This window comes from Sphaerotilus microaerophilus, from assembly GCF_023734135.1.
Classification (GTDB): Bacteria; Pseudomonadota; Gammaproteobacteria; order Burkholderiales; family Burkholderiaceae_C; genus Sphaerotilus; species Sphaerotilus microaerophilus.
In genome coordinates, this window is sequence record NZ_AP025730.1 from 4,253,855 (window position 1) to 4,278,801 (window position 24,947).

Annotated in this window: 11 protein-coding genes and 1 other RNA gene; 2 read left to right on the top strand and 10 right to left on the bottom strand. The window is 70.4% G+C overall.

Going from position 1 to position 24,947, the window contains the following annotated elements:
• Positions 1 to 4: 4 nt before the first annotated feature.
• From NGK70_RS18175 to NGK70_RS18190, 4 genes are all read right to left on the bottom strand, one after another.
• Complete coding sequence (locus NGK70_RS18175) at positions 5 to 3,376, bottom strand: hypothetical protein (RefSeq protein WP_251969895.1); 3,372 nt, start codon at positions 3,374 to 3,376, stop codon at positions 5 to 7.
• Between the two features lie 64 nt (positions 3,377 to 3,440).
• On the bottom strand, positions 3,441 to 5,732 hold the full coding sequence (locus NGK70_RS18180; RefSeq protein WP_251969896.1) for an SdrD B-like domain-containing protein: 2,292 nt from the start codon (positions 5,730 to 5,732) through the stop codon (positions 3,441 to 3,443).
• Entirely contained in the window at positions 5,695 to 14,931 is a 9,237-nt protein-coding gene (locus NGK70_RS18185; RefSeq protein ID WP_251969897.1) for a hypothetical protein, read from the bottom strand. The genes NGK70_RS18180 and NGK70_RS18185 overlap by 38 nt, the downstream gene beginning before the upstream one ends.
• Before the next feature lie 617 nt (positions 14,932 to 15,548).
• Positions 15,549 to 16,244, bottom strand: a complete 696-nt coding sequence (locus NGK70_RS18190) for a CBS domain-containing protein (protein ID WP_251969898.1) — start codon at positions 16,242 to 16,244, stop codon at positions 15,549 to 15,551.
• A gap of 186 nt (positions 16,245 to 16,430) precedes the next feature.
• Between NGK70_RS18190 and NGK70_RS18195 the strand changes: the two genes are divergently transcribed.
• Entirely contained in the window at positions 16,431 to 19,250 is a 2,820-nt protein-coding gene (locus NGK70_RS18195) for a cation-translocating P-type ATPase (RefSeq protein ID WP_251969899.1), read from the top strand.
• A gap of 114 nt (positions 19,251 to 19,364) precedes the next feature.
• Here the strand turns inward: NGK70_RS18195 and NGK70_RS18200 are convergent, their stop codons facing one another.
• The 5 genes from NGK70_RS18200 to NGK70_RS18220 all read right to left on the bottom strand — a co-directional run bounded on the left by NGK70_RS18200 (position 19,365) and on the right by NGK70_RS18220 (position 22,855).
• Positions 19,365 to 19,628 (bottom strand): type 2 periplasmic-binding domain-containing protein, encoded by a 264-nt coding sequence (locus tag NGK70_RS18200; protein ID WP_251969900.1) that lies wholly within the window; start codon positions 19,626 to 19,628, stop codon positions 19,365 to 19,367.
• 36 nt (positions 19,629 to 19,664) lie between these two features.
• On the bottom strand, positions 19,665 to 20,405 hold the full coding sequence (locus NGK70_RS18205; RefSeq protein ID WP_251969901.1) for a TRAP transporter substrate-binding protein: 741 nt from the start codon (positions 20,403 to 20,405) through the stop codon (positions 19,665 to 19,667).
• Positions 20,406 to 20,468: 63 nt separating this feature from the next.
• Positions 20,469 to 21,797: a TRAP transporter large permease gene (locus tag NGK70_RS18210; protein ID WP_251969902.1), complete on the bottom strand. Its 1,329-nt coding sequence runs from the start codon at positions 21,795 to 21,797 to the stop codon at positions 20,469 to 20,471.
• Entirely contained in the window at positions 21,794 to 22,336 is a 543-nt protein-coding gene (locus NGK70_RS18215) for a TRAP transporter small permease (protein WP_251969903.1), read from the bottom strand. The genes NGK70_RS18210 and NGK70_RS18215 overlap by 4 nt, the downstream gene beginning before the upstream one ends.
• A 213-nt stretch (positions 22,337 to 22,549) precedes the next feature.
• Positions 22,550 to 22,855, bottom strand: coding sequence for an H-NS family nucleoid-associated regulatory protein (locus NGK70_RS18220; RefSeq protein ID WP_251969904.1), 306 nt, complete (start codon positions 22,853 to 22,855; stop codon positions 22,550 to 22,552).
• Positions 22,856 to 23,021: 166 nt separating this feature from the next.
• Between NGK70_RS18220 and ffs the strand changes: the two genes are divergently transcribed.
• Positions 23,022 to 23,120, top strand: an RNA gene (gene ffs / locus NGK70_RS18225) — signal recognition particle sRNA small type.
• Here ffs and NGK70_RS18230 read toward each other — a convergent pair.
• Positions 23,116 to 24,861: a serine/threonine protein kinase gene (locus NGK70_RS18230; RefSeq protein WP_251969905.1), complete on the bottom strand. Its 1,746-nt coding sequence runs from the start codon at positions 24,859 to 24,861 to the stop codon at positions 23,116 to 23,118. The genes ffs and NGK70_RS18230 overlap by 5 nt on opposite strands.
• Positions 24,862 to 24,947: the final 86 nt, after the last annotated feature.

The following is a 24,947-nucleotide window of genomic DNA, read 5'->3' on the forward strand; positions in this document are numbered from 1 at the left end:
GGGCTCAGCGCGGCAGGCTGCGGTTGACGGCCGGGTTGCTGCCCTCGAAGAGGTCGGCGTCGAACTTGAAGCGCAGGCGCAGGTAGGCGCCGCGGGCGGTGTAGTCGCTGGACAGGTCGCGGTCGCTGAAGCCGGTGACGTTGTAGCCTGCCGACAGCCAGAGGTTGCTGCGCAGCAGGTAGCCAAGCTCGGCGCCGACCGAGTGCTGGCGCGCACTGCCGTCCTGGCCGCTGGCCCGGCCGGTCATCACTGCGGCCTGCAGTCCCAGGTCGATGTTCTCGGTGACGTCGTAAATCAGCCGGCCGCCCAGCAGCCAAGCGGTGTAGCGGTCACTGCCGCCGCCTTCGGTGTTGGGGTACTGCTCGGCCACGCGCTTGGCTGCCAGCCGGGAGGACCACCACCAAGGGCGACTCGGGTGTCCGTTGAACTGCACGGCGCCCACGTGCACGCGTCGCCACTCCTCCGTGGCGTTGATGTTGCTTTCGGCCTTGTATTCGTACTTGCCGAGCGCATCGAGCCGGTTGTGGTCCACCGGCCGCCAGGCCAGGCCGAACTGCAGGCGGTCCTGCCAGCCATCGGCCTTGGCACCATGGTTGTCGGTGGCCAGGTAGTAGTTGCGTGCCAGCGCAGTCCAGTCACGGTCCAGCTTGCGCGCCACGGTGACGGTGCTCAGCCAGCTGTCCTGCACGCTGGGCGGCGTGACGCCGGCGGTGCCATCGGGCGTGTCCAGGCGGCGCCACTCCAGCCGGGCGCTGGCCTTCCACCACTCGCTGGCGGTGTAGTCCACCCCGCCGGTGAGCGCCGTGGCGTTCTGGCCGCTGCCGGTCAGGATCTTCAGCCGCTCGGCGCCGGTGTGCAGCAGCACGCCGTCCGTGAGGTGCCAGGCGTTGCGCAGGCCGGAGGCGATCTGCGCGCCGCGGCCGTCGCTGGCATCGCGCAGGCGGTACTCGCTGAACACCGCGCCGCCCTCCATGTAGGCGGAGTCGATGCCGAAGGCCACCGCGCTGCTGTGGCCGGCGCTGTCGAGCGCGTAGCGCGAGGCCAGCCCGGTCTGCGACTCGGCGCGCGCATACAGCCGCGTGCGCTCGGCCGCCTGCAGACCCACCAGCAGCTCGCTGCGCCGGCGCGAATCGCCGTCGATCGAGGCCTCGTGCTGCGCCGCGACCGTCACCTGCGGGTTGACCTGGTAGGTCGCGCCCACGAAGGCCGTGGTCGCCTCCAGGTCCGGGACGGCGCCGGGCGCCACGCTGGCACTGAGGGCCGAGGCATTGTTCAGGTTGATCAACGTGCTGCTGCCGGCGCCGCTGAAACCGCCGCCCGAGCCGGCACCGAAGTAGCTGCCCGGATCCGGGTTGGCGGCGATGCTGGCGGTGGAGCCGGCTAGGCGGCCGCGCTCCTGCATCTGCCGCAGGCCGCCACCGACGACCAGGGCCGGCGTGACCTGCACCTTCGCCCCGAGCGAGACGCCGTTGCGGCTGGCGTCGGTGGTCAGGTCCTCGGTGCGCTGGGCCTCGGCTTCGAGCGACACGCGCTCGCTGACCGGCAGCGACGCGCTGGCGCCGCCCTGGCGCGTGCCGGGCTGCACGCCCGCCGCACGGTTGGCAAATTCGGCATCGGCCTGGTTGAAGAAGGCACGCGCCTTGAAGGACTCGCCCGCGTGGTTCAGTTCCACCCGGGCCGCCCGCCCGTTGGTGGTGTCCAACGGCGCGGTCACTGGCGAGGGCACGACCAGCGCCAGCGCCGCCAGGTTGGCCTCGGTGTAGGCCAGCTCGGCGGTCAGCGTGGTCCTGGGCGTCAGCTGCACGCCCGCGTTGACGCTGGCCAGCCGGAAGGGCGAGGCCGGGTTGCGGTCCACCACCAGGCTGCCACCCACCGTGGCGCGCTCGCCGAGGTTGATCTGGCCGTCCGCGCCGGCCAGCCAGAAGGCCTCACCGCCCTGGTCCACCTCGTAGCTGACGCGCAGGCTGATCGGGTTGCCGTTGGCGTCAATGCTGGCCAGCGGGCGCGTCAGCAGGATGCGGCCGCTGAAGGGCTCGAAGCTGTAGTCGTTCAGCCGCGCCAGCGCCGTCACCGACAGGATGGTGTTGAGGTGGTTGCGGTCGCGCACCACGATCTCCACCTTCTCGCTGTTCTCCAGCGCACTGGTGTTGCTGACCGCAAAGGGCCCGGAGGTACCGTTGGCGGCCACTTCCTCCACGACCTGCTTGAGCGTGTCGCGGCTGATGAAGACGTTGCCGAAGCCCTCGGCGCGCTCGACGTGGCCACGCACCCCGGTCACCGTGCGGTTGTAGACGCCCAACTGGCGCAGCCGGTTGCCCGCCACCACGCCGCCGCCGGCGGCCTGGGCAAAGCCATCGCCGGTGGCGAAATCGCCGTAGAGCAGGTAGTTGCGCCGCTGGTCGATGCGCACGAAGAGCTTGGACGAGCTCTTGGCCTCGAAGCCCTTGACGGCGCTGTCGCCATAGACCGGGTAGAACTCCTCGGGCCGGATGTCGCGCAGCAGGCGGGCACGGGTTTCCTTGTCGCTGTCGTAGGCCAGGGTCAGCAGCGCATCGCCGCGGATCTTGCCCTTCAGGAACAGCGCCGCCCGGCCGGCCACGTTGCCGCGCCCGTCGTCGAAGCGGCGGCTCCACTGCGTCAGCTCGGTCTCGAAGCCGTCTTCCAGCCTTGCGGGCGCCACCGCGCTGTCGTAGCGGCGGCGGGTCGTGCCGATCACACCCTCAATCAAACCGGCGGCCACCATCTCGCGCAGGTCGGGCGCGAACTCGATCGTGCCGTCCACCGTCGCCGCACCGGCGGTGAGGCGCAGGCGGACGTCGCCCGGCTGGGCCGGCGCCACCAGGCTGAAGCTGGCCTCGCCGTCGACCACCTTGAGCTGCGTGCCGGGCACGCGCCGGTCGGCGTCCTTGTGCGTAGGGCCAAATTCGTCGGTGGGCGCACCCGCCATCTGCAGCCGGGCACCGAGCGCGGCGCCATCGTGCTCGATGGTAACCAGCACCGGCGCCTTCAGCGGCGTGCCGTCACGGCCCATCACCTTGACCTTCACGAGCACCGGCGTCACGCCGTCGGCCGGGGCACCGGCACCGTGCACCTCCACCTTCAGCTGCGCGACCTCGGCGTTGCCGGCGTAATTGCCGGTCAGCACCGCGGCGGGCGGCGTGCCGGCCGGTTCGGCCAGCACGGGACGGTAACGATGGCCGGGGCTACCGGGGCTACCGGGGCTGCCAGCGTCGCCGCCCAGCGCCGCGGAGGTCTGGGCCAGGGCGGGCGCCCAACCGGCACAGGTACCGGCGCAGACACAGGCCGCCGCCCAGGCCAGGCGGCGCAGCGCAACCTCCGGCCGGCGCGTGGCCGGGATGGATCGGATCGAATTCAAGGAACGGGTCCGCCCTGCACGGGAGGACGGGGACATGTGCTTGCTCATGCTGCGCCCTCCTGGTTCACGGTTGACGGGCCGGCGGCTGGGTGGCGCCGGACGAGGTCGGCGTCTGCGACACCGGGGTGTTCAGAGTCTGGCCGGTGGCCGTCTGGCCGGGGTCGGACGGTGGCGCCTTGCCACCGTCGCGCCGAGGCTTGACGGCCCCAGGCTCGCCCTGCCCGGCCGCATCGCCACGCTGGTCGGCACTGTCGGTCGCCTGCTGCGGCGCGGTGACGCGCTTGCCGTCGAACTTCAGCACCCGGCCACCCTGCTTCTCGGTGTCGAGTGCGCCGGTGTCGCCGCGCGCGCGCCGCGCCTTGACCTGCTCGGTCACGGTGGGCGAGCAGCTGCCCTCGATGAAGTCGGCCCGGTGCAGCTCGCCGTTCTTCAGGTCGAGGAACAGGCTGCCCGCGTCGCCCGCGTTGCGGCTGGAGCTGGTGACCAGGCGGCTGCCGCGCGGCAGCGTGGTCTGGTCAACCACCAGCACGTGGGTGCGTGGCGGCAGGCCGCAGTGGCTGTACTTGCCTTCCACGTCGGTGACGAAGCTGGTGCCGTCCTGCAGGTACAGGCGCACGCCGGGGATGCCGGGCTCCTCCGCGTCCTGCATGTGATTGTGGTTGCAGTCGCTGTAGACCTTGCCGACCACGCAGGCCTCGTTGGCGAAGACGCCGCCGGTCACCTGCACGCGGTGCTGCGCCTCGTTAGAGCACACCTCGCCGCGCGCCGCGGTGCAGTTGCCGCCCGGCTGGCTGGTGGCCCGGGCGCGGTTGATGCCGGTGCCCTGCTGCGCCCCCACACCCACGCGCACCCGGTAGCTCAGCACCTGCTGCGCGCCCGGCGCCATCGCCTTGAGCGTGAAGCGCAGCACCGGGCCCGGCTTGCCAGTCGGGTCGGTGAGCGTCACGCCGTCGAGCTGCGCGGTGCCGTCGATGTAGCGCAGGCCCGCGGGCAGCGTGTCGACCAGCTCGATGGTGTTGAGCACGCCCACGCCACTGTCGCTGCGCTTGACCGTGATGGTGTAGCGCATCGAGTCGCCCACCTCGGCACGGCTGCGGTCGCCGGTCTTGGTGACGAACAGCGCCGGACGCACCGCGGCGTCGAGCGGGATGTGGTTGTTCACCACGTCCGGCCCGGCGGTCGGGTTCAGCGGCATGCGCAGGTAGTACACCGTGGACTGGCTGCCGGTGGGTGCAGCGTTCTGCGCCTGCACCGTGCACACCCCACCAAATGCCGCATTGCTGCACCCCCCCGGGATGGCAAGTGCACCCGCTGCGGGCGGGATCTCGCTGCTCAGCGCGTAGCCGGCCGGCGGCGTCACCCGCAGCTGGTACTCGGCCGTGCCCGGGCAGCCCGCCGGCACCGGCGAGTTCAGCAGCAGGCTGTAGCCGCCGTCGATGCCACCTGTGCCCACCGTGGTGGTGACGGCGTTGATACCCCCTACCACGCACTGGGTCGGCACCAGGGCACCTGCAGCGGTCAGCAGTTCCACCTTCGCACCGGCCAGCGGCTGGCGCGTGTCGGCGGCGTAGACCACGCCGGCCGGATCCAGCGGCAGGTTCTGGTTGGTGCGCGTGCGTCCACCCGCCGGGATGGTGATGCCCTGGATGACCCCGCCCGGCACCACGCCGCTGGACGGGTCGGCGCTCGGGTCGTTGCCACCCGCCGGGTCGGCCGAGATCGGCCGGCCGTAGTAGGCGCCGTTCACCGCATCGCGGAAGCGCACCGAGTAGCCGTTGCCAGGCGTCAGGCCATCGACGCGGTAGCTGCCATCGGCGGCGCTGCGCGTGGTGGCCACCAACCTGCCGCTGGCATCGAGCACCTCGACCACGATACCGGCCAGCACGTTGTCGCCGCCGTCGAATACGCGGTTGTGGTTCTGGTCGATCCACACCCGACCGCTCACCGCGCCGGCCTGCTGCACGGGCGTCGGGTCAGTCGCGCCGTTGTTGCCCGTGTGCGTGGGCAGATCGGGCTCGCCGCCACCAGTCACCGCGACCTGGTTGACGAGGGCAGTGCCGGCAGCGATCGTGCAGGTGCCGCTGGCATCGGGCGAGCGGCAGGCGCCCGCGGCCACGTCCACCAGCAGGGTGATGTCGGGCGCACGCGTCGCCACAGCGCCGCTGGCCGCCGCAATCACTTCGCTGCGGGTGCAACGGGCCACTGCATTGCCAAGCAGCGTCGCGCTGCAGTCCCAACCGCTGCCGGTGGGCACGGCCGCGACCGTCATGCCAGCCGGCAGGCGGTCGACGACGGTGTAGCTCGCACTGCTGGCCGCGTCACCGCGGTTGGACACCACGATGGTGTAGGTGCCCACGTCCCCCCTCGGTGAACACCGCCGGGCTGTGCGTCTTGGCGACCACCAGGTCCGGCGCGCCCTGCACCTGCACCGTGAGGGTGGCGGTGTCGCAGGCCGTGGCGAGCTCGACGCTGCACAGCCGGTAGCTCAGCGCATAGCGGCCCGATGCCGTACCAGCGGGCACCTGGATGCGCCCGCTGGCGTCCAGGCTCACACCCACCAGCCCGCCAGCGTCGGTGAGCGTCGCCGTCACCGCTGGCACACTCGCCACCACGCCGCCCACCCGGTCGTTCGGCCAGACGTCGATCGCGCCGCCGGTGGATGCCACCGTGACCAGGCCGTCGTCCACTGCGTCGATCAGCTTCGCGCTGGCCGTTGCGGTGTTGTTGGCCAGGTCGGCATCGTTGAGCGCACCCGTGGTGCCGGTGAGCGTGACGCTGGTATCGACCTCCGCCGTCCCGCCCGGTACGCCCGGCGCGGTGTAGCTGAAGCGGCAGACAATTGCCTCGCCAGAGGCCAGCGTTGCCGGCGCCACCGGGGCGCAGGTGACCGCGCTGATGCGACCGACGCTGGCGTTCGGCACGCAGGTCGGCGACGTTGCTGCCGCGCCGCCAGCCGCATTGCGGCAGGTGAGTGCAACGTCGGCCACCACCTGGCCCGGGCTGAGCACGGCCGGCAGGCCGCTGATCACCGCGGCCATGTCCGCGCTCTGCGCCGTCACGATCAGGGTGGCGGTGTCGCAGGTAGTCTGGTTCGGGCTCGGGGCGCAGACTTGGTAGTTGACCGTGCAGGTCCCGCTGGCCGGTACGTCGTAGGTCGCCGTGCCGCTGCCGCTCACGCCCGGGTTGGCGCAGCTGCCGCCCGCAACGATGCTGAACACGCTGCCCGACGGGTACTGGTCGTTGGTCGCCAGGTTGCTGCTCTGGCCCTTGCTGCCGCCGGGGTGGGCGGCGCTGTCGTCCACCGCGTCGATGACCGTCGCGCTGGCGGCCGCGTTGTTGTTCGCCGGGTTGCTGTCGTTGCTCGCCCCGGTGCTGCCCGCCACGCCGACGCTGGTGGTCGGCTCGTCGGCCCCGCCCTGGCTGCCGTTGATCGTCAGGTTGAAACTGCAGACGATGGCCGCTCCCGCCGCCACGTTGCCGCCCGGCGTCGGGCTGCACACCGGCGTGCTCGCCGTCGCTCCCGTCACCGTGCCCAGCGCGCAGGCTGCCGCCGTGGCGCTGCTGCTCGTCGACACGTTCGTGCAGGTCAGCGTCACGCCGTTGACCACCTGGCCCGGGCGAACCTGGCTCGGCAGGCCGCTGATGGCCGCGGCCATGTCCGCGCTCTGCGCCGTCACGATCAGGGTGGCGGTGTCGCAGGTGGCCTGGTTCGGGCTCGGGGCGCAGACCTGGTAGTTGACCGTGCAGCTGCCGGTGTTCGGCACGTCGTAGGTCGCCGTGCCGCTGCCGCTCACGCCCGGGTTGGCGCAGCTGCCGCCCGCAACGACGCTGAACACGCTGCCCGACGGGTACTGGTCGTTGGTCGCCAGGTTGCTGCTCTGGCCCTTGCTGCCGCCGGGGTGGGCGGCGCTGTCGTCCACCGCGTCGATGACCGTCGCGCTGGCCGCCGCGTTGTTGTTCGCCGGGTTGCTGTCGTTGCTCGCCCCGGTGCTGCCCGCCACGCCGACGCTGGTGGTCGGCTCGTCGGCTCCGCCCTGGTTGCCGTTGACCGTCAGGTTGAAGCTGCAGACGATGGCCGCTCCCGCCGCCACGTTGCCGCCCGGCGTCGGGCTGCACACCGGTGTGCTCGCCGTCGCTCCCGTCACCGTGCCCAGCGCGCAGACTGCCGCCGTGGCGCTGGTGCTCGTGGACAGGTTGGTGCAGGTCAGTGTCAAGCCGTTGACCACCTGGCCCGGGCGAACCTGGCTCGGAAGGCCGCTGATCACCGCGGCCATGTCCGCGCTCTGCGCCGTGACGGTCAGGGTGGCAGTGTCGCAGGTGCCCTGGTTCGGGCTCGGGGCGCAGACCTGGTAGTTGACCGTGCAGCTGCCGGTGTTCGGCACGTCGTAGGTCGCCGTGCCGCTGCCGCTCACGCCCGGGTTGGCGCAGCTGCCGCCCGCAACGATGCTGAACACGCTGCCTGACGGGTACTGGTCGTTGGTCGCCAGGTTGCTGCTCTGGCCCTTGCTGCCGCCGGGGTGGGCGGCGCTGTCGTCCACCGCGTCGATGACCGTCGCGCTGGCCGCCGCGTTGTTGTTCGCCGGGTTGCTGTCGTTGCTCGCCCCGGTGCTGCCCGCCACGCTGACGCTGGTGGTCGGCTCGTCGGCTCCGCCCTGGTTGCCGTTGACCGTCAGGTTGAAGCTGCAGACGATGGCCGCTCCCGCCGCCACGTTGCCGCCCGGCGTCGGGCTGCACACCGGCGTGCTCGCCGTCGCTCCCGTCACCGTGCCCAGCGCGCAGACTGCCGCCGTGGCGCTGGTGCTCGTGGACAGGTTGGTGCAGGTCAGTGTCAAGCCGTTGACCACCTGGCCCGGGCGAACCTGGCTCGGCAGGCCGCTGATCACCGCGGCCATGTCGGGAGGTGAGGTCACGTTGAGGGTCGCCGTGGCCTGGTCGCAGGCCGCCGGGGTCTGCGCCGGGTTGCTGCAGATCTGGTAGGTCAGCACGTAGCTGCCCACCGGCGTGGCCGCGCTGCTGCTGAGCACGCCGGTGGCGGTGTTGAAGCTCAGCCCGGTCACTGCCGGCAGGCTGATCTGGCTGAGCGTCACATTGCTGGTGCTGGCCAGCGCCGTGCCGACCTGGTCGTTGCCGAGCACGCTCAGGCTGGTGGCGGTGCCCGCCGGGGTGCTGACCGCCGCGTCGTCGATCGCGTCGAGGGTCTCGACGCTGTCGGTCGCGCTGTTGTCCGCCGTGCTGCCCGCCGGTTCGTTGGCCGCGCTGGTGGTCGCGGTCACCGTGACGCTGGTGGGCACGGCGTTCGTGCCGCTGTTGGCCGTGCCCGGCTGGGTGTAGCTGATCGGGCAGGTCAGCGTCGCGCTCGCCGGCAGGCTGGCCGCGCTGCCGCTGCTGGCCGTGCAGGCTCCGACCGTGACGGCCACGGCTGCGCCGGTGCTGTCTTGCGCGCTGGCGGTGCAGGTGGCGTTGGTGGCTGCGCCGCCACCGCTGTTGGTGCAGGTGATGCTGCCGCTGACGCTGGCGCCCGGGCCGGTCACGCTCGGAGCGATCGCCACCACCGGGGTCATGTTCGGGCCGGCGGTGACGTTGATCGTCGCCGTGGCCTGGTCGCAGGCCGCCGGGGTCTGCGCCGGGTTGCTGCAGATCTGGTAGGTCAGCACGTAGCTGCCCACCGGCGTCGCGGCCGTGACGGCCATCGTGCCGGTGGTCGTGCTGAAGCTCAGCCCGGTCACTGCCGGCAGGCTGATCTGGCTGAGCGTCACATTGCTGGTGCTGGCCAGCGCCGTGCCGACCTGGTCGTTGCCGAGCACGCTCAGGCTGGTGGCGGTGCCCGCCGGGGTGCTGACCGCCGCGTCGTCGATCGCGTCGAGGGTCTCGACGCTGTCGGTCGCGCTGTTGTCCGCCGTGCTGCCCGCCGGTTCGTTGGCCGCGCTGGTGGTCGCGGTCACCGTGACGCTGGTGGGCACGGCGTTCGTGCCGCTGTTGGCCGTGCCCGGCTGGGTGTAGCTGATCGGGCAGGTCAGGGTAGCGTTCACCGGCAGACTCGCTGCGCTGCCGCTCGATGCGGTGCACGCGCCGACCGTCACGGCCACGCTGGCGCCCGTGCTGTCGAGGGCGCTGGCCGTGCAGGTGGCGCTCGTGGCTGCGCCGCCGCCGCTGTTGGTGCAGGTGATGCTGCCGCTGACGCTCGCGCCCGGGCCGGCGATCGTCGGGGCGATGGCCACCACCGGGGTCATGTTGGGGCCGGCGGTGACGTCGATCGTCGCCGTGGCCTGGTCGCAGGCCGCCGGGGTCTGCGCCGGGTTGCTGCAGATCTGGTAGGTCAGCACGTAGCTGCCCACCGGCGTGGCCGCGCTGCTGCTGAGCACGCCGGTGGCGGTGTTGAAGCTCAGCCCGGTCACTGCCGGCAGGCTGATCTGGCTGAGCGTCACATTGCTGGTGCTGGCCAGCGCCGTGCCGACCTGGTCGTTGCCGAGCACGCTCAGGCTGGTGGCGGTGCCCGCCGGGGTGCTGACCGCCGCGTCGTCGATCGCGTCGAGGGTCTCGACGCTGTCGGTCGCGCTGTTGTCCGCCGTGCTGCCCGCCGGTTCGTTGGCCGCGCTGGTGGTCGCGGTCACCGTGACGCTGGTGGGCACGGCGTTCGTGCCGCTGTTGGCCGTGCCCGGCTGGGTGTAGCTGATCGGGCAGGTCAGGGTAGCGTTCACCGGCAGACTCGCTGCGCTGCCGCTCGATGCGGTGCACGCGCCGACCGTCACGGCCACGCTGGCGCCCGTGCTGTCGAGGGCGCTGGCCGTGCAGGTGGCGCTCGTGGCTGCGCCGCCGCCGCTGTTGGTGCAGGTGATGCTGCCGCTGACGCTCGCGCCCGGGCCGGCGATCGTCGGGGCGATGGCCACCACCGGGGTCATGTTGGGGCCGGCGGTGACGTCGATCGTCGCCGTGGCCTGGTCGCAGGCCGCCGGGGTCTGCGCCGGGTTGCTGCAGATCTGGTAGGTCAGCACGTAGCTGCCCACCGGCGTGGCCGCGCTGCTGCTGAGCACGCCGGTGGCGGTGTTGAAGCTCAGCCCGGTCACTGCCGGCAGGCTGATCTGGCTGAGCGTCACATTGCTGGTGCTGGCCAGCGCCGTGCCGACCTGGTCGTTGCCGAGCACGCTCAGGCTGGTGGCGGTGCCCGCCGGGGTGCTGACCGCCGCGTCGTCGATCGCGTCGAGGGTCTCGACGCTGTCGGTCGCGCTGTTGTCTGCCGTGCTGCCCGCCGGTTCGTTGGCCGCGCTGGTGGTGGCCGTCACGGTGACGCTGGTGGGCACGGCGTTGGTCCCGCTGTTGGCGCTGCCCGGCTGGGTGTAGCTGATCGGGCAGCTCAGCGTCGCGCTCGCCGGCAGGCTGGCCGCGCTGCCGCTGCTGGCCGTGCAGGCTCCGACCGTGACGGCCACGGCTGCGCCGGTGCTGTCTTGCGCGCTGGCGGTGCAGGTGGCGTTGGTGGCTGCGCCGCCACCGCTGTTGGTGCAGGTGATGCTGCCGCTGACGCTGGCGCCCGGGCCGGTCACGCTCGGAGCGATCGCCACCACCGGGGTCATGTTCGGGCCGGCGGTGACGTTGATCGTCGCCGTGGCCTGGTCGCAGGCCGCCGGGCTCTGCGCCGGGTTGCTGCAGATCTGGTAGGTCAGCACGTAGCTGCCCACCGGCGTGGCCGCGCTGCTGCTGAGCACGCCGGTGGCGGTGTTGAAGCTCAGCCCGGTCACTGCCGGCAGGCTGATCTGGCTGAGCGTCACATTGCTGGTGCTGGCCAGCGCCGTGCCGACCTGGTCGTTGCCGAGCACGCTCAGGCTGGTGGCGGTGCCCGCCGGGGTGCTGACCGCCGCGTCGTCGATCGCGTCGAGGGTCTCGACGCTGTCGGTCGCGCTGTTGTCTGCCGTGCTGCCCGCCGGTTCGTTGGCGGCGCTGGTGGTGGCCGTCACGGTGACGCTGGTGGGCACGGCGTTCGTGCCGCTGTTGGCCGTGCCCGGCTGGGTGTAGCTGATCGGGCAGCTCAGGGTGGCGCTCGCCGGCAGGCTGGCTGCGCTGCCGCTCGAAGCGGTGCAGGCGCCGACCGTGACCGCCACGGCGGCGCCGGTGCTGTCTTGCGCGCTGGCGGTGCAGGTGGCGCTGGTGGCTGCGGCCGAGCCGGCGTTGGTGCAGGTGATGCTGCCGCTGACGCTCGCGCCCGAGCCGGCCACGCTCGGAGCGATGGCCACCACCGGGGTCATGTTGGGGCCGGCGGTGACGTCGATCGTCGCCGTGGCTTGGTCGCAGGCCGCCGGGCTCTGCGCCGGGTTGCTGCAGATCTGGTAGGTCAGCACGTAGCTGCCCACCGGCGTCGCGGCCGTGACGGCCATCGTGCTGGTGGCGGTGTTGAAGCTCAGGCCGGCCACTGCCGGCAGGCTGATCTGGCTGAGCGTGACGTTGCTGGTGCTGGCCAGCGCCGTGCCGACCTGGTCGTTGCCGAGCACGCTCACGCTGGTGGCCGTGCCCGCCGGGGTGCTGACCGCCGCGTCGTCGATCGCGTCGAGGGTCTCGACGCTGTCGGTCGCGCTGTTGTCTGCCGTGCTGCCCGCCGGTTCGTTGGCGGCGCTGGTGGTGGCCGTCACGGTGACGCTGGTGGGCACGGCGTTCGTGCCGCTGTTGGCCGTGCCCGGCTGGGTGTAGCTGATCGGGCAGCTCAGGGTGGCGCTCGCCGGCAGGCTGGCTGCGCTGCCGCTCGAAGCGGTGCAGGCGCCGACCGTGACCGCCACGGCCGCGCCGGTGCTGTCTTGCGCGCTGGCGGTGCAGGTGGCGCTGGTGGCTGCGGCCGAGCCGGCGTTGGTGCAGGTGATGCTGCCGCTGACGCTCGCGCCGGGGCCGGCCACGCTCGGAGCGATGGCCACCACCGTCGTCATGTTGGGGCCGGCGGTGACGTCGATCGTCGCCGTGGCCTGGTCACAGGCCGCCGGGCTCTGCGCCGGGTTGCTGCAGATCTGGTAGGTCAGCACGTAGCTGCCCACCGGCGTCGCGGCCGTGACGGCCATCGTGCCGGTGGTCGTGCTGAAGCTCAGACCGGCCACTGCCGGCAGGCTGATCTGGCTGAGCGTCACATTGCTGGTGCTGGCCAGCGCCGTGCCGACCTGGTCGTTGCCGAGCACGCTCACGCTGGTGGCCGTGCCCGCCGGGGTGCTGACCGCCGCGTCGTCGATCGCGTCGAGGGTCTCGACGCTGTCGGTCGCGCTGTTGTCTGCCGTGCTGCCTGAGGGCTCGTTGCTCGCGCTGGTCGTGGCCGTCACCGTGACGCTGGTGGGCGCCGCGTTGGTGCCGCTGTTGGCCGTGCCCGGCTGGGTGTAGCTGATCGGGCAGCTCAGCGTCGCGCTCGCCGGCAGGCTGGCCGCGCTGCCGCTGCTGGCCGTGCAGGCGCCGACCGTGACCGCCACGGCCGCGCCGGTGCTGTCCAGCGCGCTGGCCGTGCAGGTGGCGCTGGTGGCTGCGCCGCCGCCGCTGTTGGTGCAGGTGATGTTGCCGCTGACGCTCGCGCCCGGGCCGGCGATCGTCGGGGCGATGGCCACCACCGTCGTCATGTTGGGGCCGGCGGTGACGTTGATCGTCGCCGTGGCCTGGTCGCAGGCCGCCGGGGTCTGCGCCGGGTTGCTGCAGATCTGGTAGGTCAGCACGTAGCTGCCCACCGGGGTGGCTGCGCTGCTGCTGAGCACGCCGGTGGCGGTGTTGAAGCTCAGCCCGGTCACACTCGGCAGGCTGACCTGCGTGAGCGTGACGTTGCCGGTGTTGGCCAACGCCGTGCCGACCTGGTCGTTGCCGAGCACGCTCACACTGGTGGCGGTGCCCGCCGGGGTGCTGACCGCCGCGTCGTCGATCGCGTCGATCGTGTCCACGCTGTCGGTCGCGCTGTTGTCTGCCGTGCTGCCCGCCGGTTCGTTGGCGGCACTGGTGGTCGCGGTCACCGTGACGCTGGTGGGCACGGCGTTGGTGCCGCTGTTGGCCGTGCCGGGCTGGGTGTAGCTGATCGGGCAGGTCAGCGTCGCGCTCGCCGGCAGGCTGGCCGCGCTGCCGCTGCTGGCCGTGCAGGCGCCGACCGTGACCGCCACGGCCGCGCCAGCGCTGTCCAGCGCGCTGGCCGTGCAGGTGGCGCTGGTGGCTGCGCCGCCGCCGCTGTTGGTGCAGGTGATGTTGCCGCTGACGCTCGCGCCCGGGCCGGCGATCGTCGGGGCGATGGCCACCACCGTCGTCATGTTGGGGCCGGCGGTGACGTTGATCGTCGCCGTGGCCTGGTCGCAGGCCGCCGGGGTCTGCGCCGGGTTGCTGCAGATCTGGTAGGTCAGCACGTAGCTGCCCACCGGCGTCGCGGCCGTGACGGCCATCGTGCCGGTGGTCGTGCTGAAGCTCAGGCCGGCCACTGCCGGCAGGCTGATCTGGCTGAGCGTGACGTTGCTGGTACTGGCCAGCACGGTGCCGACCTGGTCGTTGCCGAGCACGCTCACGCTGGTGGCCGTGCCCGCCGGGGTGCTGACCGCCGTGTCGTCGATCGCGTCGATCGTGTCCACGCTGTCAGTCGCGCTGTTGTCCGCCGTGCTGCCCGCCGGTTCGTTGGCGGCACTGGTGGTCGCGGTCACCGTGACGCCGGTGGGCGCCGCGTTGGTGCCGCTGTTGGCCGTGCCCGGCTGGGTGTAGCTGATCGGGCAGCTCAGCGTCGCGCTCGCCGGCAGGCTGGCCGCGCTGCCGCTGCTGGCCGTGCAGGCGCCGACCGTGACCGCCACGGCCGCGCCAGCGCTGTCCAGCGCGCTGGCCGTGCAGGTGGCGCTGGTGGCTGCCGACGTTCCCCGGTTCGTGCAAACCAAGCTGCCGTTCACGGTCGAACCCGGACCGGCCACCGTCGGGGCGATCGTCACGGCCGCCGTCATGTTCGGTGCCACGAGGATGCCGCCCTGCATGCCGAACAGGCGGGGCAGGTACGCGGTCCCACCCGAACCGGCCGCAGGGATTTCTCCCCCGAACGCAAAGGTCATTGACGAGACCCCGGCGCTGTAATTGGCTTCTGCTGCCACGGATGCGGGGGCGGTCGCGAGCGAATAGGTCGGGTAATTGCCGACGGCCGAACAACCGATCAAGGCGTCCGCGGTGGTACACACCTTTGCTCTGAAAGCCACACCGCCGTCGTAGGCTGTCGCCGACTCGAGCTGGGACCCGGCAATCACCGTGACGGATGGCGGCATGTACTCGATGCGCTCCGTCACCCCACCGGTGATCGAACTCAGGTTGCCATCGGTGTCGATGCTGCGCAAGTACACCGGCACATCGATCGGATCCGCGGCCGTTCCCCCCACCGTCACAAAATCCAGCCGGAACACCACCTGGGATGCGTTGCTCGCGAGGTTGGGCAGCATCACCTGCCCCTCGAAGTAGCTGGCGCCGGTGGTGTAGCTGGGCGCCTGACTGACCGTCGCGCCGCCACGCAGGCTCACGACCGTGACCAGCAGGTCGCGGTTGCGGTTGCCCGTTGCAGCCAGATCGCCGGCGGCGATCACGTTGCTGTAGCGGGTCACGCTGCCGACCTGCGTGCAGTCCGCAGACTGGCAAGCCCACGACGACCACACGAAAGACGCGGCCTCGGCCGACGACCCGAAGGGCGCCACGGCCAACCAGCCCATCGCAGCCAGGACGAGACAGCGCGAGGCAAAACACAGAGTGTGCAACCGGCGTCCAGCCCAACGCACCCAAGATCCGAAGTCACCCATCGTCAGCCTTGTATCGCTTCGTCGGCGCCCCCACGGCCGTGGCGGCAAGGATGACGGCCGACCTGGCACGACAGCCCAGGCCCCTGCAGCCCGGTGCCGTGAAATCCACCGCAGCGCCATCCGCATCAAATAGTTTCAACTGGTCGCCAACCTGAGCCACCGCACAGCGGCCTGCTTCAGCCACCATGGATCGACGCCGCCCCCGACAGGTCTGGAGACCTGCCCGAGCCGCCTCACCGTGTCATCAGTCGCATGCCTCCGGTCGAGCCACACCAAAAGTGCGAAGTTCGATCTCAGGAATTGAACAAATCTTACAGTGCATCAGCAGATTACAACATGGCGCACACGTTTGTTGGCAATCACCAACCCGCCCGCTCAAGGGGGAATGGCGCCGCAATCTGTGCAGATTTCTCACCCCAGGGCATTCAGCCCCAGAGATCGAGCGGAGGGTCGGTGGCCACGGCGAACAGCAACTCGCGCCGGCCGACCCAGCCCAAGGGATGGCCCTGGGCGTCGACCACGGGCACCCCGGGCAGGCCGGTGTCGACCAGCACGGCGGCGATCCGGCGCAGCTCGGTGTCGGGCTGGGCGGCCGGAATCGGGCTGCGCAGCAACTGCCCTGCCGTGCGGCCGGACCGTTCCCGCCAGCTTTGCACACCGCGCTGCATCGCCGCCAGCAGGCGCGCATTGCCCAGATCGGCACCAGCGGCAACGCCAGCCAGATGCTCGCCCAGCAGCGTGGGCCAGGCGGGACCGAGCAGATCGTGCCGGGACACCAGGCCGACCAACGCCCCCTGCGCGTCGGTCACCAGCAGCTGGCGCACGGCACGCCGCTCCAGCTCACCCCAGATTTCCACCAGAGGGGCATCGATGCCCACGCAGATGGCAGGCCGGGCCATGATCTCGCCGGCCAGGCGCACACGCCGTGGCGGTACGGGCGTGTCGCCGCTCTCCCCGGCGTAGGCATGCAGCGCGGAGATTCGCTGCGCCGACGGTTGCAACGCCGCCTCGCCCGGCATCGGGGGGTCGATCGCTCGACTGCGCTCCACCGGGCGCACAGGCTCCAGCAGATCCTGACCCACCCAGGCCGACCTGCCGGCCAAACCGTACACGTGGAACATGGCCATGCGCTCCCGCGGTGATCCCGGCACCGAGCATAGCGCCGCACGACGAGGCCCCGAACGTGACAGGCCTGCAGCAAAGGGAGGACGCTTGATCAGGCAGGACTGAACACCAACCGGACAGCGAGGATACTTCCAGCACCCTGCCCGGCCGCCACGCGGCCCAGCGACCGAACCCCGCCGACCATGGCCCTGGATCCCACGCCCACCACCGCCCGCCCCGCCACCGCCGATACACCGCCAGAAGCCGCCGACCACCGCAGCGGCACCTCCGGTGTGCCGCCGCTTGTGCCAGCCCGGCCTCACCTGATGAGCTCGGCCGACGTGGCTGCCCACCTGCAGGTACACCCCAGCCGCGGCCTGCACGGGCAGGAAGTGGCCGATCGCAGGGCCCTGCACGGCCCGAACGAGCTGCCCGAGGCGCGCCCGGTGAGCTGGTGGCGCCGGCTGGCCGAGGCCTTCGGCGACTTCATGATCCTGGCCCTGCTCGCCGCTGCCGCGGTCGCCTGGGCGATGGGTGAGCGCACCGACGCGATCGTGATCCTGCTGATCGTGCTGCTGAATGCCGCGGTGGGCCTGTTCCAGCAATACCGGGCCGACCAGGCCCTGGCCGCCTTGCGCGGCCTGAGCACGCCCATGGCGCTGGTGCGCCGCGACGGCCAGGCCCAGCCCGTGGCCGCCCATGAACTGGTGCCTGGCGACGTGGTACTGATCGAAGCCGGCAACCTGGTGCCGGCCGACCTGCGCCTGCACGACACCGCCAGGCTGCGCGTCGATGAAGCGGCGCTGACCGGTGAATCCGTGCCAGTGGACAAGCACAGCGCGGCCCTGGCGGCACACCCCGATGGCGAGCACCCGGTGGGCGACCGGCTCAACCTGGCCTTCCGCGGCACGCTGGTCACGCAGGGCCGCGGCGAGGGGCTGGTGGTGGCAACCGGTGCGGCCACCCAGCTGGGCCAGGTGGCCGTCCTGCTGGACCGCACGGATCAGCGCAGCACGCCGCTGCAGCAGCGCCTGTCGGGCCTGGGCAAGCGGCTGTCACTGGTGGTGCTGGTGATCTGTGCGGTGGTATTTGCCTTTGGCCTGCTGCGCGGCGAGCCGCCGCTGCTGATGGCGCTGACAGCGATCTCACTGGCCGTGGCGGCGATCCCCGAAGCCCTGCCAGCGGTGGTGGCGGTGCTGCTCGCGCTGGGCGCGCGCCGCATGGCGCAGGCCAACGCGCTGGTCAAGCGCCTGCCGGCGGTCGAGACGATGGGTTCGGTCAGCACGATCTGCTCGGACAAGACCGGCACCCTGACGCAGAACCGCATGCGCGTGGCAAGCATCCACCTGCTGCCCGACGACCTCCCCACGCCCACGCGCACCGCCGAAGCGGCACTGTGGCGTGCGGTGATCCTGTGCAGCGACGCCCATCCTCGCCCCGATGCCAAAGACGTCGCCGAATCGGAGGGCTGGCTCGGCGATCCGACCGAGACGGCCCTGGTCGCCGCTGCGGCGGCCACCGGCCGTTACGACTTGGCGGCACTGCGCGAACGCCTGCCCCGCGCGCACGAATGGCCCTTCGATGCCGAGCGCAAGCGCATGAGCACGCTGCACCCGCGCCACCGCGACAGCGGCTGGCTGCTGGTGACCAAGGGGGCGCCCGAGGGCGTGCTGCCCCTGTGCAGCAGCTTTCCCTCGCTGCCAGGCGACGCCGCCCACGCCAACCAGCCTGAAGACCTGCTTTCGGAGCCTGGCGTCCAGCGCGGCGCCTGGATGGCGCTCGCACAGGGCCTCGCCAGCCAGGGCCTGCGTGTCCTGGCCTTCGCCCAGCGGCGTTGGCCGGCCGAGACCACGCTGGACACGCTGCGCCAGCTCGACTGCAACCAGGCCGAGGCGCAACTGGAGCTTCTCGGCCTGATCGGCCTGATCGACCCGCCCCGCCCCGAGGCGGCCCAGGCCGTGGCGCAGTGCCGTGCCGCGGGCATCACCCCGGTGATGATCACCGGCGACCACCCCGCCACGGCGCTGGCGATCGCCCGCCAGCTGGGCATCGTCGAGGACCGGACCGCCTCCCCCCATGACCGGGCGCTGGTGCTGACTGGCCCGGAGCTGGCCCGGCTGGACGACACCCAGCTCGCGGCGATGGCCCCGTCCTGCCGCGTCTACGCCCGCGTCGACCCGGCACAGAAGGTGCGCATCGTCGATGCGCTGCAGTCGAGCGGCGCCTATGTGGCGATGACCGGCGACGGCGTCAATGACGCGCCCGCGTTGCAGCGCGCCGACATCGGGGTGGCCATGGGCCGCAGCGGCACCGACGTGGCCCGCGAGGCCGCCGCGCTGGTGCTCCTGGACGACCGCTTCGCCACCATCGTCGCCGCGGTGCGCGAGGGCCGGCGCATCTTCGACAACATCCGCAAATTCGTGCGCTATGCGCTCACGGGCAACTCGGCCGAGATCTGGCTGCTCTTCCTGGCCCCGCTGCTGGGCATGCCGCTGCCGCTGCTGCCCATCCACATCCTCTGGGTGAACCTCGTGACGGACGGCCTGCCGGGCCTGGCCCTGGCGCAGGAGCCCGCCGAGCCGGGCGTCATGCAGCGCCCGCCCCGACCGCCGCAGGAGACGCTGTTCGCCCACGGCCTGTGGCAGCACGCGCTGTGGGTGGGCCTGCTGATGGGCGGCCTCAGCCTGGGCGTGCAGGCATGGGCGCTGGCGCAGCAGAACCCCGCTTGGCAGACGATGGTGTTCACCTCGATCACCCTGGGCCAGATGGGCCATGTGCTGGTGATCCGCTCCGAGACGGTGCCGCTGTGGCGTCTTGGCCTGCGCAGCAACCTTGCACTCACCGCTGCCGTGGCGCTCACGCTGCTGCTGCAACTGGCGGTGATCTACTTGCCGCCGCTGCAGGCGATCTTCCACACCCAGGCCTTGAGCCCGGCCGAATTGGGACTCTGCGTGCTGGGCGCCGCGGTCGTGATGGCGGCAGTGGAAATCGAGAAGGCCTGGCGGCGGCGGCCCGGGCGCTGAACGTTCAGCAGGCCAGGCGGCCGCCCGAAAACAAGAAGCCGCCGGCGACGACAAGGTCTCTGGCGGCTTCGAAGCAAGCACCCTCAGATCCCGGCCGACGGCCGGGCGAGGCGATTACTTGGCGGAGTACTGCTTGATCAACGCACGGGCTTCCTCGAACAGCCTCTTGCCGTCTTGGCCCTTGGCAGTGACCGTCTTGATCCACTCGTCGTCGATCTGCTCCGTCACCTTGACCCAGCGCTGGTACTCGGCCTGGTCGATGAAGGTGATCTTCTGGCCAGCGTCGCGGGCGATCTTCTGGTGCGGGCCGACGATCGCGTCGAACGCCGACTCACCCGCCCAGGCGGAGGTCGCCAGGCCGGAGTTGTCGTCGATCACCTTCTTCAGGTCCGCCGGCAGGCTGTCGTACTTGGCCTAGTTCATCGCGAAGGCAAAGATCGTGTTGGCCATGCGCGGCATGCCGGGGCTGGTGTCGAGCGCGAACTTGGCGATCTCCTGCAGCTTGATGGAAGGAGCACCTTCCCAGGGCACGCTGGCACCGTCGATCACGCCCTTGGAGAGCGACTCGGGCACCGCCGGCAGCGGCATCTGCACCGGCACCGCCCCCATCGCTGCGATCATCTGCGAGTTGATGCGCGTAGCGGCACGGATCTTCAGGCCCTTCAAGTCTTCCAGCTTGGTGACGTTCTTGTCACGAAAGTGCAGCAAGGTACCGTCGTGGACGTGGTTGAAGATCAACTTGACGCCCTTGAACTCGTCCAGCGCATTCTTCTGGATGTAGGTGTACAGCGCCTGGCTGCTGCCCTTCGAGGTCGTGGTCATGAACGGCAGCTCGAACACCTCGGACTTCGTGAACCGGCCCGCCGCGTAGGTGGGCACCGACCAGACGATGTCAGCCACGCCGTCACGGGCCTGGTCCATCAGCTGCGCCGGCGTACCGCCAAGCTGCATCGAAGGATAGATCTGGCACTTCAGGCGATCCTTGGACTCCTTCTGCACCTTGTCGCACCAGGGCTGGATGAGCTTGACCTGGGAGCTGGAGGTGCTGGGCAGGAAGTGGTGCACCTTGAGCACCACCTGCTGGGCCTGGGCGCCGAAGGCACTGGCGACCAGGGCGGCGGCCACGGCCAGCTTGGGAACGATCCTCGATGTCATGTCTGTCTCCTATCTCTGATTGCTAAGGTCGGGATTGAGGCCGAGATGCTGCCGCGCAATCCGTCAGCCGAAAGACCGGACGAGCACCAGCGAGACGCTCGGGAAGAGCACCAACGCCACGATGCGCACGAAGTCCGACAGCAGGAAGGGCACCACCCCCTTGAACGTGTCCGTCAGGGGCACGTCCTTCGCGAGGCGGTTGATGATGTAAACGTTCATCCCCACGGGAGGGTGGACAAGGCCGATCTCCACCACCATCAGCGCCAGGATACCGAACCAGACCGACTTGTCCGTCGGGTTCAAGCCCCAGAAGTCCAGGCCCATGATCATCGGGTAGAAGATCGGGATGGTCAGCAGGATCATCGCCAGCGAGTCCATCACGCAACCCAGGAAGATGTAGATCACCAGGATCGCGGTGAGCACCAGCAACGGCGGCAGGCCGCTGCCCTGCACCCAGGTGGCCAGCTCGGCCGGCATCTGCGACAGCGCCAGTGCGGTATTGAGCATGTCTGCACCCATCAGCACCAGGAAGATCATCGCCGTGGCCTGGGCCGTGCCCAGCGCGCTGTCCATCAAGCCCTTCAGGCGCATGCCGCCGGTGAGGAACGCCAGCACGCCGCAAGCGGCGGCGCCGATTGCCGCGGCCTCGGTGGGGTTGGCCCAACCACCGTAGATGCCCACGATCACTACCACGAAGACCAGCAGCACCGGCAGCACCTCGATCAGCGCCTTGATGCGCTGCGGCCAGGGCGTGCGATCACCGGCCGGGCCGATGTGCGGCTTCCAGGCCACCAGGATCTGAATGACGAGCATGTAGCCCACCATCGCGATGATCCCCGGCAGCACGGCGGCCATGAAGAGCTTGCCGATCGACTCCTGCGTCAGGATGGCATAGATCACCAGCGGCACCGACGGCGGGATCATGATGCCCAGCGTGCCACCTGCGGCCAAGGCCCCGGTGGCGAGGCTGCCGGCATAGCCATGACGCTTGAGCTCAGGCAGGGCCACCTGGCCCATCGTCGCGGCAGTAGCAAGAGATGAGCCGCAAATCGCCCCGAAGCCCGCGCAGGCGCCCACTGCCGCCATCGCAATGCCGCCGCGCCGGTGCCCCAGGAAGGCACTCACGAAACGGAACAGGCTGCGGCTCAGGCCGCCATGGGTGGCGAACTGCCCCATCAGCATGAACAGCGGCAGCACCGCCAGGTCGTAGTTCGACAGCCGGGCATAAGCGGCGTTCTTCAGCGTGTTCAGCAGGCCAGCACTCTCGCCGCCATTGAGAAAGATGTAGCCACCCGCCCCCGCCATGAACATCGCAATACCGATGGGCACGCGCACCACCAACAGGACCATGAGAGCCAGGAAGATGAAGCCCCCGACGGCAATACCGCTCATTTCACTGCCCCCTTGCCGACGTGCGTGATGAAGTGGAAACACATGTAGAATCCAGCCGCGGCCAACAGCGCAAAGCCCGGCACCATCAGCACCTGGGCCACCCACACCGGCCAACCCAGGATCGCCGAGGTTTCGCCGTATTCCTTGAGGTTCATCGCGCCGATCCAGGTGCGCCAAGTGATCAACACACCAAACAGCGCCACGAGCAGCGAGCCGAAGGCGTCCAGCCAGGCCACCGTGCGCGGGTTCCAGTTCTGTGTGAAGAAGTCCACCTTCACGTCATTTCGCGTGAGATGGCAGTAGGCGAAGAAGGCGGCCGCACCGACGGCCGAACCCATCTGCATCAGTTCCAGGTCACCGGGCACCGGCGTGGCAGCCAGCTTGCGACCGACGATGGACACGATCGACATATTCACCAGCGCCACAAAGATCAGCCCGCCGAGCACCGAGCCCAGCTTGCACAGCCACACCAGCGCTCGCCCCACGGGACCAAAGCCGGCAAAGGCATCACCGGGCGCATCCGGCATCGGTTCTTGCATCGTCATCTCCTCGTTGTCGCCCGGTGGCTTCTTTCCCGCAGTCCGGACAGGGTCTGTCCCACGCCAAGCGCAGGCGGCGCGATTGTGGCGATGCCGAGCAATGCCGTCCAGGCAAAGTCAAACCTACCTGATATGCCTCACCGGCATAGGATCATGGCCACTCCGCGGCTTTTCCCGGCACTGCTGCCACGTCTGTGCGGGACGGGCGCAGCTTCAGACAGAAACCGTCGAGGCCTCGCCATCCGGCTGCGCGGCACGGCGAAGTTCATCCACCGTGTAGCCCTCGCGCAGCAGTGCGGCGCGAAGCCAGTCGGGCTGCCCACCCTCGCCGTCCCACGTCAGTCCAGAGACGGGATGACGATAGCGGAGAACAGGCGCCGCCTTCGCAAGCGGCATCACGGTCGGCTTGCCTCGCAGCTCATGCAGACTGATCTGCCAGAAATCCATCAGCCGGCGGATCTTTCGGATCGCAACGAGCTTTTCTGGATCTTCGATCGAGACGAGGTCCTGGTTTTTCATCGACGACTGCAATGGGCTGACAACGGTCCCCAGAACGGGGACGAACAAGACAATTGGGCAACTGCAGATCAGCAGACTATAAAACCAGCGCCACACAACCTGTGCCCGGGGTTGTCATCAAGGGGGTTTGTCAGCCGACCGCCCAAGGTAGCCTACAATCGCCGTTGACGGGCCTCCCTGCATGGGGGCGCGGCCAACCGGGTCAGGTCGGGAACGAAGCAGCCCTAACCGTTAGCACTCAGTGCCAGGGTTCAGGCTCGTCACCTTCTCAAGCTCGAGCCAGGCGAATCAGCCTCCTGCTTCAGCGCTTTCTGCGTTGCCAGCTGTGATCGCTCGGCTGCACTTCGCAGGTCGACGGCCTTGACATCCAGCGTCCTGGCATAGCGAGCAGCGACGTGCTCCAAATCGCGCTCCATCGACAATCCCACGCGTTGCCAGGCATCGAGCGTCTCGCCGGCACAACTCGCCACCAGCCGCACCCAGTCGGGTGCATGCTGGGGCACCCGGACAGCTTGGTCACGCCCCAGAGGCGTTGCCAACAGCTCCAACCCCTGGTCTGCCCCCCACTGGCGTAGCACGGCACGCCCCAATGCGGGCAGTTCCACGCCGATCACCAGCCGGGCCGCCAGGGCCTCGTCAGGCTCGGACTCAGGCCGTTCGTCGCCCTCCTCGACCCGTGGTGCTGGCCGCATGAGTGCGGCGATCTGGGCCGCCTCGTCCGGGAAGTGGTACAGCACCAACAAGCGACCGAGCTGCTGCAGTTGCGCCGCCAGCGAGACCATGTCGAGCGGCAGTCCCGCAGGAGCCAGCAGCCGGGCCAGCAAGCTGACCTGACGCGCACGCAGCAGGGCAACCCGTAGAGGCGCCGCCTGGGTGGCGGGCAGCAATCCGGGCCAGGGCCTGAGCGCGCCGGCGGCACGCCGCACCCCCCGGAGGCCGATGAGCTGCACGGCACGCCCCACGCTGGTGACCGGGTCGGCATCCGGTGCCCGCTGCGCTGCGGTGTTGAGCTGCCGCAGCAGCTCCAGCGCCAGGGCCGGATCCTCCAGGATCAGCTCCACCACCGACTGGAGCGGCTCCGAATCCATCCCGACGACTTTGGACACCCGGGCCGCGAGACCTGGCAAGGCGGGCAGGTGACCCGCCGCCCGCGAGCGCGCCAACAGGATGGCAAGCACGTTCGCGCGGCCCTCGGCGGCGTTCTGGCGCCACTCGTCAACGGCGCGAAAGAGACTGCGCGCACTCAGGTAACGCCGCGACGCCTGCGTGGCAGTCGCCCGATCGACGATGGCGGCCAGCACCTCCGGTACCGGCTGGGGCAGCGTGGCCGGCAGGCGCACCGGCTCGCGTACCAGACGACCCAGCACGGACGGCAAATCGGCCTCTCCCAGCGGTGGTGTGCCGCTGAGCAACTGATGCATCAGCAGGCCGACGCCAAGCACGTCCCGTTCGCTGGCAACCCCGCCTTCAGTCAGCGGTGGCGGCGCCACCACTGCCAGGCCCCAGGGGATCACGCGGCCGGCGCGATCGATCAGCAGGCTGTGCAGGCCGACATCGCCGTGCGTGAGGCCCGCGTCGTGCGCCGCAGCCAGTCCGTCCAGGACATCACTGCACCAACTGGCGATATCCAGCGCCGTGTTGACCTCGGCACGCCCGTTCAACCACTCTCCCAATGTCTGGGCGCCCTGGCGAGGCTGACAGGCCACATAGAGCCAGCCGGCGTACTGCCCGATCTCGGAAGGTGCCTGCAGCCGCGGATGGTCGATGCGCGCGGCACGTCGCGCCGCATCGAGCGCCCGCTTGAGGCCCTCGGCGCCCGCAGAACTGGCTCGCCGCGGCAGCATCAGCAGCACATCCTGCATGCTGCGCGAATCCTCGGCCAGCCAGGCCATCGTGAGGGAACTGCGTCCGAGCAACCGCTTCAGCCCGAAGGGACCGAAGCGGCGCTGCGTGATCTGCGCGGGGAAACCGGGCTGGCTGGCCGATGAGGGCTGCAAAGCGTTCATGCAGGGCGGTCGACGGAGAAGGCCCTTCTGCGCACACGCAGGGCCGATCGTGCGCATTGGAACCGCGCCCCCGCAAGCAGGATCTG